Here is a 12,638-nt window from a genome sequence, read left to right as displayed (position 1 = left end):
ATTAGGCAAACACACTCCGCCGAAATCTCGGCAAAGACAAACTTCTCTCAGGAAAAACAATGAAAAAACTGATTGCCTTAGCCGCCCTTTCCACTTTTGCCCTCGCTGCCTGCAAAGACAATACCCAAGCGCAGCTTGAGCAGCAGCAAAAACAAATCGAAGCATTGCAACAACAGTTGGCACAACAAAACGGCCAACAAGAAGACAATACGGTTTACCAGCTCACGCCCGAAGCCGTGAAAGACACCATTCCTGCCGAGGCACAAGCCAACGGCAACAACGGCCAACCGGTAACCGGTACAGACGGTCAACAATACATCTACGACCAATCCACCGGCAGCTGGCTGCTGCAAAGCTTGATAGGTACTGCAGCCGGTGCATTTATCGGCAACGCATTGGCCAATAAATTTACTCAGGCGCGCAATCAAAACAGCCCGATTGCCCGTCAAGCCCGTGCCAACTATTATCAAAGCGCACGTCCAAACAGACGCACCAGCCAACAGCTGAATACGCGCACCCTGCGTGCCCAGCAACAAAACGCTCAACAGCAACACCGTTACCGCGAAACCGCGCGTCAGCCTTCCAACTACCGCCGCCCCAGCATGGGCCGGGGCTTTGGCCGTCGCCGCTGATTCGGTTTATATCCCATCTTTGCTATAAACGCTCCCAATATAAAAGACCGTCTGAAAATCAGATTTTCAGACGGTCTTTGGTTTTCTCTATTTTCTTATTGCAGACTTGTCAGGTCTGTTTGTATGCGTTATGCCCAAAAGTCTCGCGGAGCGTCCAATACGGGTTTGACGATGCCGGTACGGACGGCAAAATCGCCGAAGCCTTCATCATCGAGTCGGTTTTGCGCCCAATCGGCCACCCAGCCTTCGACAATTTCAAGGATTTCAGGTTCGGTAATGTTTTCTTTAAACAGGCGCGGAATGCGTGTGCCTTCGCGATTGCCGCCTGCGTAGAGGTTGTAGCGGCCGACGGCTTTGCCGACCAAACCGATTTCCGCCAGCATGGCACGACCGCAACCGTTGGGACAACCAGTTACGCGCAAAACGATGTATTCGTCTTCCAAACCATATTTGGCGAACATTTCGTCGATTCTATCGGAGAATGTCGGCAGGAACCGCTCGGCCTCTGCCATTGCCAGCGGGCAAGTCGGCAAGGCAACGCAGGCCATCGAGTTCTCACGCTGGATGGTAATCGATTTGCTGATTAATCCATGCTCTTTGGCGATTTTATCAACCGTGTCTTTCAATTCGGGCGGTACATTGGCAACCACCAGATTTTGGTTTGCCGTCAGACGAAAGTCGCCGGGATGGATTTTGGCAATTTCACGCACGCCAGTTTTTAAAGGTTTGCCGGAATAATCGAGCAGACGACCGTTTTCAATAAACAAAGTCAAATGCCAGTTGCCTTCATGCCCTTGTACCCAGCCGATATGGTCGCCGCGATGGGTGAATTCGTAAGGGCGGATGGGTTCAAACTTAATGCCCATGCGCCTTTCAACTTCTTCTTTGAACACATCCACGCCGACGCGTTGCAGCGTATAGCGTGTACGGGCAGCTTTGCGGTCGCTGCGGTTGCCCCAGTCGCGCTGGGTGCTAACGACAGCTTCGGCAGCATTGAGGGTGTATTCAAGCGGAACGAAACCAAATTCGTAAGAAGTGTTCGGATAAGTTTTGGTATTACCGTGTTCGCTGGATAAACCGCCTCCGACCAATACATTGAAACCCACCAACTTGCCGTTTTCTGCAATCGCCACAAAACCCAAGTCATTGGAATGAATGTCCACATCGTTATCGGGCGGGATCACGACGGCAGTTTTAAATTTGCGCGGCAAATAGGTTTTACCCAAAATCGGCTCTACGTCGTCGGCAATTTCTTTATTGCGCGGCTCGGTCGGCTCGGTCGTGAACACTTTTTCACCGTCCAGCCATACATCGGCATATGCCATGGTGCGCGGCAGAAGGTGCATACTGATGCGCGCCGCCCATTCATAGGCTTCTTGATGTAAAGTGCTTTGCACAGGATTGCTGGTACACAACACATTGCGGTTGACATCGCTGGCTGTGGCAATGGAATCCAAACCAAGTTTGTGCAATGCCTGATGTGCCTGTTTTAAATCGGTTTTCAGAATGCCGTGGTATTGAAAGGTTTGACGGTTGGTCAGGCGGATAGAGCCGTAAATCGTATTTTCACCGGCAAATTTGTCGATACCCAACCACTGCTTCGGCGTAATGATGCCGCCGGGCAAACGGCAACGCAACATCATGTTTTTTAAGGGTTCAAGCTTTTGTTTGGTACGCTCGGCACGGATATCGCGGTTGTCCTGTTCGTACATGCCGTGGAAGCGGATAAGCTGAAAGTTGTCGGCGGTAAAGCCGCCGGTAAAGTCGTCTTTCAACTCTTCCTTAATCGTACCGTGCAGATAATCGCTGCGCTCTTTCAAGGCTTCGTTGCCGGACAAAGGCGTCTCAGGCAGCTTGGCTCGTGGGTCAGTTGTGGTAGCAGTCATTGAAGCACTCCTTATTTTTGGTATAGGCGTTACTTTAATGAGGCCGTCTGAAAATGAGAAAGAATGGTTTGTTTGTTTTAAAGACGATTTTGTTATATCGGTTTGAAACATAAAAAGGCCGTCTGAACTTTGCTTTCAGACGGCCTTGATATTGGACGGGACAAACCGATTAGGCTTGTTTGTTCCAACGTTCGATGGATTCTTTGATGACTTGTTTCGCTTCTTCTACATCACCCCAAGATTCAACTTTAGTGGTACCTGCTTTTTTCAGGTCTTTGTAGTGGTTGAAGTGGAACTCGATTTGTTTGATCAGTTGTTGCGGCAAATCGGCCAAAGTTTTGTAGGCGTTGCCGTTGTTGCGGTCATCGGCCGGAACGCAGACGATTTTGTCGTCTACTTCGCCATCATCAACGAATTTCATCACGCCGATAACGCGTGCTTCCAGGAAAATACCGGTTGCCAAAGGCTGCTCGGTCACCAGCAACACGTCCAATTCGTCGCCGTCTTCGTCCAAAGTTTGCGGAATGAAGCCGTAGTTGGTCGGTTTGGCGAAAATTGCCGGTTCAACGCGGTCGAGTTGGAAAGCGGCCAGTTTGCGGTTCCATTCGATTTTGTGGTTGCTGCCTGCAGGGATTTCGTTGACAACGTTGATGATGCCGCCGTCCACGTCGCCCGGGGTTAGGATTTTGTTGAAGTCTGCCATGATGGTTTCCTTTGATTTTAAAGAGAGTCAAACGGCGAAAGTATAGCAAACCCAAGGCCGTCTGAAAATGTGAAACTGTCGTATTCAGACGGCCTTTTTGGCATTCAGCCTTTTGACCAATTCTAAAATTGCGCGTTTATTGGAAGGCGAAAACACTTTTTCCGCCGCTTCTTCTGCACCAAACCAGCCATAGGCAACGTGTTCGTCCGGTTGCAGGACGATGGGCGTATCGCGCGGAATTTGGGCGGAGAAGATGTGTTCGCGGTTTTCAAAAACGCCTTTGGGATAGCGATGGCGCCAGTGATGATAGATTTCATAAACGGTGCTGTCGTGCCAGTTATCCAGTTGTCCGTCTGCAAGGCGGATACCGGTTTCTTCCCACACTTCGCGCCATGCGGTTTCTTCGATACGCTCGCCCTCTTCCATGCTGCCGGTAACCGACTGCCAAAAACCTTGCGGCGCCGTGCGTTCAATCAGCAGGATATTGCCGTCTTTATCATGCAAAACGACCAAAGCGGAAACGGGATACTTCAAAGGCTTGCCGCTCATGACTTATCCTTGCCGGTTTGGTTAGGGAGGCTGATTTTTTGTAGTAAGTAAGCCAAAAGGTTTTCCATGTATCACTCAAAAATGGGGAATTGATATTCAGACGGCCTTTGTCGGAAATCCGCAAAGGCCGTCTGAAATTATACCTGATTTAACTGCGCCAGTTTCCGAAACACCAGCTCTGCCGCTTCTTCCGGCGAGTTGGCCTTCACCCCTGCTTCGCCAAAATACGAAATTTTAGGCAAACCACACAAAAACTTATCGACATCTTGCGCCGTCAAAAAACGGCCGTGCAAATCGAATCCGACATTTAAAGCACGCCCTTTGATTTCCGCCACCCTGTCATGCAAATGGCCGTATAAGTGATACCAGCCCTGATAACAGCCGTCCCACTCCTGAATCGGATAGTGAAAGAGAACCAGCGTATTCTTAATTTCCGGCAATTTGAGTTTCAAATACGGCCGTATGGACGACAGCAGCGGATGGCCGTCATGCTTGGTTTGGCTGCGGAAAAAATCAGCATGCTGCCGAATCACATGATCATGATTGCCGTAAATCAAGTGATGTTGCCCGTTCAAACGCGACAAAACGCGCTCTATCTGCTTATGGTCTTGGGCAAAGGAAAAATCTCCCAAGTTGTACACCGTATCTTCAGGCGTAACGGTTTCATTCCATGTCCGGATTAAAAATTCATCCATCTGCTCCACGTTATCGAACGGTCGAAATTGCGGGCAGAATTTGGCGATGTTTTTATGTGAAAAATGTAGGTCTGATGTGAAGTAGGTTTTGCTCATACCGTGCTTTCTGCGTTGTAGGCTTGAATCGTATCACGCGCGGGCGTATGCTGAGTAATGTTTATTGTGTGCTTCAAGGAGTTTTTATGCGTTTGGTTATTGCTGCGCCGGCCAACGGCGCAATATTGAAAGACGCGCTCAAAGCGCATCTGCAAAACGACCCGCGCATCAGCAGCTTGGTCGATTTATCCTCACTCGAAGGAAGCTATCCGCAACTCTCGTTTGCCACAGCCGAAGAAGTCGCGGCAGGACGCGCCGACCGTGCGCTATTGATTTGCGGCACCGGCGTGGGTACGGCAATCGCCGCCAATAAGGTGCGCGGCATACGGGCGGCGACGGCGCACGATTTACTCACGCTCCGCGGCTCGGTGGAAAACTATGATGCACAGGTTTTATGTATGGGGCAAAACGTCATTGCCGCTCCGGCCGCTTGGGCATTGGTCAATATCTGGTTGGATTTGCACCACGACACAAGCAGCGGCTATGCGCCTAAAGTCGGCGAAATCAAAGCATACGAGCGCGGAAAATAAATGCGCATTGCTCTCCCATATATTTTCAGACAGCCTTACAACTGTCTCAAAAACGCCTGAATAAACGCAATCTTATCCAGTTCAGGCATGGCGTTGAACGCTTCGCGATGCTCGTAGATGTGGTCGATTAAGGGGTAAAACTCTTCATCGACGTGGCGTTTGTCGAGCTTGCGGCCGATGTTGCCTTCGTTGCTTCGCCCCAGAAACTTGGAAATCAAGTAATACGGCGATTTCAGTTTGAACAGCATTTCGCCGGTTTGCGCATCAAATACCATAAAGCCTTCGTGTTCCACGTTTTTCAGACGGCCTTTCAGCTCGCCGAACGTGATGTTTTTCAGCGTTTCGGGGCGGCGGATGCCGTATTGTTTGCCGATTTCGTCCAATTCCGATTCAGAAAATTGACGGCCGGTCGCCACGTCAATGCAGCCGATTAAGGTTTCGCCCAATTCTTCGCGGATGATGTGTACATCTTTCGCATCTGTGATTTCAAACAAAAAAGTATGGTTCGGATACGTGCGGAACAGGGTTTCGTATTGAGCGCAATGTGCGGCGGTCATGTCGGCAAACGCGCTATCAAGCGAACCGGTGGTCGAATACAGCACTTTGCCGTCAAACGCCGCGCCTTTGGACGGGTGGTCGTCTGAAAGCGAGACGAAAGTGCAGCAGCCGAGGAAGCCGTTTACTTTTACCACCGCATCCACCAATCTCTCGTCACTGATTCGGATCGGATAGCGGCTGCCTTTGGCAATACGCTCCGAATAATTGAACACTTTTTTAAACGGGCGCACGATGATTCGATTATGCGCGTCGATAATCAAACCGCGCATTTCCAGCAAAGCATCATCAAAGCGGTTGTTATAGAACACGCTGCGTGCGTATTTCAACACGCGCAATTCAGGATAACGCTTGGATGCTTTGGCAGTAAAGTTACGGCTGCTGTGTTGCAGATAGTGATCGGTCACAAAGGTTTGCTGCGCCTCATCAAACACCAGCGGCTTATGCTCGATAGCCTGCATCTGTTCGATTTTTTCTAACTGTTCCGCATTTGCCGGCTGCACGGCCTCGATATGGATTTCGTTTGCCACACGGTTTTGGTTCAACTTGATATACGCCGCCAACACGTCATGCTCTTTTACACCGTGCAGGTTGGGATAGAAATTGTGCAGTCGATAAACTTCTGTTTCAAAACCGCTTTTCTCCGCCTGATCCAATAAATGACGGCAACGCGAAGCTTTTTGGTTGGTATTGGAATTAATGATCAAAATATTTCGATTCGGATTTTGGCGTCCAAGTCTCAAAGTTTCAGTCATCAAAGCATTACCGCGTTTTTGCGCCTTATCCACCGCCTCGCCCGACCAACGATATTCACCGTATTCATCGGTAATGAACAAATCGTTTTCAATACGGACAACTTCCGCATCCTGATACTGCGCTTTAAATTCCGCGGCTTTTTGTTCGGCAAACGTCGATTTTCCCGAACCTTGATGACCGCGGATTAAGATAAATTTTTGCATTTTGTTTCCTTATTCTTTTTCTCAGCTTACCCTGAATAAATAGGCCGTCTGAAAAATATTTCTACCCTTTTTTTCAGACGGCCTTAGCTTCAGTTCACAGCTGCCAACGGCGTTTTCTCAATCTCTTCTACCCAGAAATCTGTACCCATGCCTCGTTCGGCAAAGGAACCGATCAGGGAGAATACTTGGTCGGAGAAGCCGCCGATGTTCAAGATATCGTGACGGTTTCGTGCTTGAGCCTTGGTGTAGGGCTGGATATCCAGACAAACGAGTTTGGCTTCTGGGCAACGGCGTTTCAGAATATCCCACTCTTTCATCAGGCTGGTTGTGGTACCCCATCCTTGGCTGTCATCTGCCCAACTTTCGTTGTCTGATACGATGACGACCAAATCCACGTCGGCTTTTTCACGGTTCAACATGGCGAGCGGTGCGCTGCATGCCGTTCCGCCGCCGCCGACATTAGCGAGTTTTTCGGCGTTGGTCATGATGCTGTCGCGCGGGTTGAGCTTCACGTTTACCGTGATTTGTTCAAACGGTATCACGCGGGCTTGCGGATTGGTACGCAACATGGCGGCGGACACGAGCGCGGCAATATCGATGCAGCGGGTTTTGGTGGTCGCGCTGCCGCGATAGCCGGTAGCCGGGCTGTGCATGGAGCCGGAGACGTCCGGACAAACCACGACTTTGCCTTGGATTGCCGGTACGTTTTGTACGGCGGTTTCCATCGCATCTTGCAGGGCTTCGCGGATTTCAGACGGCATTTGGTCAGATGTTGCCTGATACGCGGTCAGCAATTGGTAAGGCAGGACGCGGGCGCGGGCAATGGCGGTTTCGTCACGCAGTTTTTCTGCCACCATTTTGATGTTTTTGCTTTTCGCAAATACTTCGTGGCGCAGGAAAGTGTTCAGGTTTTGACGAACCTGCTGCCATGAACCGTTACAGGCAATTTGCGCCCAGTCGCCGCTGTTCAAGTCTAAAGCAGTAAGCATTTGGAAAGGAACGTTGGGCAATTCGCCTTCTCGGCTTTGTTTGTAATCTTCAAAAGCGCGGGTAATGGGCGGCAATGCTTCGCGGTCGTAAGGTTTGCCGATCAGCCATGCAAACCATGCGGCGCGCCATGCTTCACGCGGTTTGGGGTGCACCATTTTGACCACGTCTGCCAGCGACGGCGAATTACCGACGGCGGCGTTCAACAGTTGTTTTTCGGTGGCGGTCAAAAGCCAAGTCTGCATCAGTTTTTTCGGACGGTTGCCGAAAGATTTTCTGCCGACTGCGCCACTGCGGATAATTTGTGCGAAATTACGCAACATTTTACCGTTGTCCACTACTTGGTCGAATACACGGGCGAGCATGTTCACGTCTTTTTGAGCCAACACGGCAAGCAACAGCGCAGGCATATCTTTCATAAAACCTTTTTGACGGGCATATACGGCGGTTTTGGCGATAAACTCGGCATCCAGGTTTTCTGCTAATTTCAACACTTGGTCAAGCTGGCTTTGTGCATCGGCATAAAAGGTATTGTTCAGACAACCGGTAGCTGCAAGCTGTGCCAGCTGTTGTTTGGGCGTCAGCGTGTAGGCGATGCCGCCGGCTTCATTATAGGTATCGGTTTTAGTAAAACGGTTTTTAATCGATTGAAACAAGGTAGTATTAGCCATTTTCATTTTCTTTCATATTGTTGGTTTGAGGCCGTCTGAACTTGTTTTAGCTTTGTTTTCAGACGGCCTTGAATGGGTGGCAGTGTGGCGGCTAAAGATGAAGAGAAGCGTTTTTAACTGAAAGCTAATGTATTCTCTTCCGGGCATCCGCCTACTGCCGTAGGGCGACTAGTTTAATTAGGATCATTCGGGTTTGTAGCAAGAAAGGAATGTAATCCTAATAGCATTCGCCCATAAGGGGTGGCACATTGGGCAACAAAGAGTGGAGAAATTTTTACGCGCTCTATCCTCTGAGCTACTCTGCCATAGTTGGCGACAGAGACGGGACTCGAACCCGCGACCTCGAGCTTAGCAGGCTGTAATTCCTCCGGTATTTGCCAAATATATCGAAAACGGTTTTTATATCAGCCCGCCTGAATATTTCAGACGGCCTTGCATGGGTGGCAGCGTAGCGGCTAAAAGTGAAGAGAAACGGTTTTAACGTGATAAGTTAATGTACTCTCTTCAAGCATCCGCCTACTGCCGTAAAAGTAATATGGCACGCAACAAGTTTTTAAGGGAAACATGCCTTGGCTCTACCAACTGAGCTACTCTGCTATTTTGGATAACAGAGACAGGACTCGAACCTGCGACATAAGGGTATCCATGTTGTAGTTTCCCTAGGCATTTGCCTGCCATATTGAAAAGGGTGGGCGACTAAATAAACAAGACGTTCAACGTCTATCAGACGAGACAGGATTCGAACCTGTTAATCCAAATGTAGTCTTGTCGGCATTCGCCCTGTAACCACACAGCAACTAAATTTACGGAAAATTTTTCTCCGGTAACTGTATTTCCCGAAGCATCTGCTGTATCGTTACATTCACAACATAGCCAACAGCGTGCCAAGAATAAAATTTTTATAAAAATAATTTTTAATTGATTGAATATAAATAAAATATATTTTAAAGTAGCTTTTATCGACAAAAAGCGTAGAATACTAAAAATATATTTATAGATAGTTATATAGAAAATAAAATATACAAGGATATATGATGCGATTCGATGATTTGGACAAACGCTTGCGACAATACGAAACCGCTTATGATTTTTGCGTACCACAGGAAAATTTTATTGTTGTTCGCTTAGACGGGCGCGGTTTTACACGACTAACCAAGGAAATTTGGCAGTTTGAAGCCCCGTTCGACATTCGTTTCCGCGACCTGATGGCGCATACCGTCCGTCATTTGATGAAATGCGGCTTCAATGTGGTGTACGGCTATTCGGAAAGCGATGAAATTTCACTGTTGCTGCGCCGAGACGACGATACGTTCAAACGCAAAACGCGCAAAATCATTTCTGTATTGGCTGGTGAAGCCAGCGCCGCCTTTTCCGTGGCGCACGGGCAGACCGCCGCTTTTGATGCCAGAGTTTGCGTTTTGCCGAACGAAAAACTGGTGGTCGATTATTTCCGTTGGCGGCACGAAGACTCATACCGCAACGCGCTCAACGCCCACTGCTATTGGATGTTGCGCAAGAAAGGAGAAAGCGTGTCCCGCGCCACAGAAGCGGTCAGCGGTCTCACGCGCGCGCAGAAACATGATTTGCTGTTTGAACACAATATCAATTTCAACGAATTGCCCGCATGGCAGAAACGCGGCTTCGGTGTGTATTTTCAGACGGCCTTAAAAGAAGGTTTTAATCCGAAAACTGACGAAACTGTACAAGTAAAACGCCAAATCCTGCATACGGATTTCGAGCTGCCGTTGGGCGATGATTACGGCGTGTTTGTATTGGAAAAAATAATTTAAAGGCCGTCTGAAACATGAATACCAATCCCAAAAAACAAGTCGCCGTCAGCTTTCTCGGTACGGTATTGGACAGCGGTTTCGGTCAGGGCCGTTGGTTGAAATGGCGGCCAAACGTCGCCATGAATCAGCGTCAAGATTTTCATCTCGACCGTATGGAGCTGTTTTATGCGGAGAAATACCGCGAACTGGCGGATCATGTAAAAGCCGATATTCAGCAGGTGTCACCCCACACAGTCGTTAATCTCGTGCCTATGGAGCTGGCAAACCCGTGGGACTTCTCCGAGGTTTATACCAAGCTGCACGATTGGGCAGCAAGCTATCCATTTGATACAGAAGAAGAAACCTATCTCACCCACATCACCACGGGTACGCACGTTGCCCAAATCTGCCTGTTTTTATTGGTGGAATCGCGTCAAATCCCCGGCGTACTTTTACAAACCGCCCCTCCCAAAAACCAAAGACGCAGCATGGAGGAAGGCAATGTCGGCAGTTATGAAATCATCGATTTAGACTTGGCTCGTTACGACGTACTGGCAGAACGCCTTGCCGCCGTACGCGACGATGCAGTGCGCTACCTGAAAAGCGGCATCTCCACCCAAAACGCCGCCTTCAACCGCATGATTGCCGAAATCGAACAAGTCGCGCTCAACTCCCCTTCCCCCATTCTGCTTTCCGGCCCGACAGGCGCAGGCAAATCCATGCTGGCACGCAGGATTTTTGAATTGAAAAAAGCGCGCCATTTGATTAAAGGCACATTTGTCGATGTAAACTGCGCCACCCTTCGCGGCGACGGCGCAGCATCTGCCCTGTTCGGCCACAAAAAAGGCGCCTTTACCGGCGCCGCAGAAAAACGTGAAGGCTATCTGAAAACTGCCGACGGCGGCGTATTGTTTTTAGATGAAATCGGAGAATTGGGCTTGGACGAGCAAGCCATGTTGCTCAAAGCCATTGAAGAAAAACACTTTTATCCCGTCGGCAGCGACAGCGAAGTCAAAAGCGACTTCCAACTCATCGCCGGCACCAACCGCGACCTGCGCCACGAAATCCGCGCCGGACGCTTCCGCGAAGACCTGTTCGCCCGCATCAATATTTGGAACTATCCGCTACCCGCACTCGCCAACCGCCGCGAAGACATCGAGCCCAACGTTGAACACCAGCTCGCCCTAGCTTCGCAAGAACTCGGCCGAACCACCCGCTTCAACAAAGAAGCCCTGGCCGCCTACCTCGACTTCGCCCACTCCAACCAAGCCCCATGGCGCGGTAACTTCCGCGATCTCGCCGCCAGCATCATGCGCCTGGCCACACTCGCGCCCCAAGGCAGGATACAGGTAGAACAAGTCCAAGCCGAAATCGAACGCCTAAAATGGTTATGGTCGGAAGAACCCTTTTCAGACGGCCTCCTACATAACAGGCCGTCTGAAAAAACACAAAACTACCCCGATAAAGTCGATTGGGACACATTGGATTTGTTCGACAAACTGCAACTGCAACACGTCATCGACGAATGCCGCAAACACCCCAACATGGCCGCTGCCGGTCGCGCTTTATTCAATATTTCCCGAACAGAAAGGGCAAAAGTCAATGACAGCGACCGATTAAGGAAATATTTACAGCGATTTGGATTGGAATGGGGGGATATTTAAATAGAGTGGGCAAGCTAGCTAATTTTAGTCGCATTATTCTTCATCATTTATAAAAAATAAAAGGCATCAATCCGATGCCTTTTTAATTTATTAACACAAATTACTTCTTTGGTTTACTTCAAAAATGCCGCATGATAGGCAATATGCTCACCAATAAAACTGGCGATGAAGTAATAGCTATGATCGTAGCCTTTATGGAAGCGCACATCGACCGGTTGGTTTGCCGCACGGCAGGTTTCGATAAAATCTTCGGTACGCAATTGTGTTGGCAAAAACTCATCTTCCAAGCCCTGATCAATGCGCATACCTCGCACTTTATAGCCTTGTTGAATGAGCGAGTTGGCATCATATTGCTGCCATTTTTCACGATCTTCCCCTAAATAGGCAGAAAAGGCTTTTTCTCCCCAAGGCACGAGGCTTGGCGACAAAATGGGCGAAAAGGCAGAAACACTTTGATAACGTTCCCGGTTTCGCAATGCCAATACCAATGCACCGTGTCCGCCCATTGAATGCCCCATAATGGAACGTTTGCCGTTGGTAGAAAATTTTTCTTCAATCAGACTAGGCAACTCGTTCAAAATATAATCATACATTTGATAATTCGTCGCCCAAGGCTGCTCGGTTGCATTCAAATAAAAGCCCGCCCCCTGCCCCAAATCGTAAGCATCATCGTTCGGTACTTGCTCTCCGCGAGGGCTGGTATCGGGGGCAACCACAATCACTTGATGTTCTGCCGCGTAACGCTGAAATCCTGATTTGGTAATGAAATTTTGTTCAGTGCACGTCAAGCCGGAAAGCCAATAAACCACACCAAGCGATCGATTCTCTGGATTATCCGGCAAATAGACGGCAAATTTCATTTCGCATTGCAACGTTTGGGCATGGTGTGCCCAAACTTGTTGCGAACCGCCAAAAATTTGATGTTGTTCAATCAGTTTCATC

At 49.2% G+C, this 12,638-nt stretch carries 11 protein-coding genes; 4 read left to right on the top strand and 7 right to left on the bottom strand.

Features of this window, described 5'->3' with window-relative positions; all coding sequences use genetic code 11:
- The first annotated feature begins 59 nt into the window (after positions 1-59).
- Positions 60-632 (top strand): hypothetical protein, encoded by a 573-nt coding sequence (locus CYJ98_RS02380; RefSeq protein WP_101755138.1) that lies wholly within the window; start codon positions 60-62, stop codon positions 630-632.
- Positions 633-760: 128 nt separating this feature from the next.
- Here CYJ98_RS02380 and cysI read toward each other — a convergent pair whose 3' ends face one another.
- The 4 genes from cysI to CYJ98_RS02360 all read right to left on the bottom strand — a co-directional run bounded on the left by cysI (position 761) and on the right by CYJ98_RS02360 (position 4,561).
- Positions 761-2,518: an assimilatory sulfite reductase (NADPH) hemoprotein subunit gene (gene cysI, locus CYJ98_RS02375; protein WP_101755137.1), complete on the bottom strand. Its 1,758-nt coding sequence runs from the start codon at positions 2,516-2,518 to the stop codon at positions 761-763.
- A gap of 169 nt (positions 2,519-2,687) precedes the next feature.
- Positions 2,688-3,221, bottom strand: coding sequence for an inorganic diphosphatase (locus tag CYJ98_RS02370; protein ID WP_003678634.1), 534 nt, complete (start codon positions 3,219-3,221; stop codon positions 2,688-2,690).
- Between the two features lie 84 nt (positions 3,222-3,305).
- Positions 3,306-3,770, bottom strand: a complete 465-nt coding sequence (gene nudB, locus CYJ98_RS02365; protein WP_101755136.1) for a dihydroneopterin triphosphate diphosphatase — start codon at positions 3,768-3,770, stop codon at positions 3,306-3,308.
- Positions 3,771-3,907: 137 nt separating this feature from the next.
- Positions 3,908-4,561 (bottom strand): metallophosphoesterase, encoded by a 654-nt coding sequence (locus CYJ98_RS02360; protein ID WP_101755134.1) that lies wholly within the window; start codon positions 4,559-4,561, stop codon positions 3,908-3,910.
- A gap of 86 nt (positions 4,562-4,647) precedes the next feature.
- Between CYJ98_RS02360 and CYJ98_RS02355 the strand changes: the two genes are divergently transcribed.
- Complete coding sequence (locus CYJ98_RS02355; protein WP_101755133.1) at positions 4,648-5,091, top strand: RpiB/LacA/LacB family sugar-phosphate isomerase; 444 nt, start codon at positions 4,648-4,650, stop codon at positions 5,089-5,091.
- Positions 5,092-5,126: 35 nt separating this feature from the next.
- Here the strand turns inward: CYJ98_RS02355 and CYJ98_RS02350 are convergent, their stop codons facing one another.
- Both CYJ98_RS02350 and CYJ98_RS02345 read right to left on the bottom strand, forming a co-directional pair.
- Positions 5,127-6,605, bottom strand: a complete 1,479-nt coding sequence (locus CYJ98_RS02350; protein ID WP_101755132.1) for an RNA ligase — start codon at positions 6,603-6,605, stop codon at positions 5,127-5,129.
- 89 nt (positions 6,606-6,694) lie between these two features.
- Positions 6,695-8,269, bottom strand: coding sequence for a vWA domain-containing protein (locus CYJ98_RS02345; RefSeq protein WP_101755131.1), 1,575 nt, complete (start codon positions 8,267-8,269; stop codon positions 6,695-6,697).
- 1,028 nt (positions 8,270-9,297) lie between these two features.
- On the opposite strand from CYJ98_RS02345, the gene CYJ98_RS02340 reads away from it, so the two are divergent.
- Positions 9,298-10,053, top strand: a complete 756-nt coding sequence (locus tag CYJ98_RS02340; RefSeq protein ID WP_101755130.1) for a tRNA(His) guanylyltransferase Thg1 family protein — start codon at positions 9,298-9,300, stop codon at positions 10,051-10,053.
- Positions 10,054-10,067: 14 nt separating this feature from the next.
- Entirely contained in the window at positions 10,068-11,696 is a 1,629-nt protein-coding gene (gene rtcR, locus CYJ98_RS02335) for an RNA repair transcriptional activator RtcR (RefSeq protein ID WP_101755129.1), read from the top strand.
- Positions 11,697-11,809: 113 nt separating this feature from the next.
- Here the strand turns inward: rtcR and fghA are convergent, their stop codons facing one another.
- A complete protein-coding gene (gene fghA / locus CYJ98_RS02330) occupies positions 11,810-12,637 on the bottom strand; it encodes an S-formylglutathione hydrolase (RefSeq protein ID WP_101755128.1) in 828 nt (275 codons plus the stop codon).
- Between the last annotated feature and the right edge of the window lies 1 nt (position 12,638).

The organism is Neisseria perflava (assembly GCF_002863305.2).
Classification (GTDB): Bacteria; Pseudomonadota; Gammaproteobacteria; order Burkholderiales; family Neisseriaceae; genus Neisseria; species Neisseria perflava_A.
The sequence above is the reverse complement of the archived record's forward strand: the minus strand, read 5'-3'. Positions and strand labels throughout refer to the sequence as shown.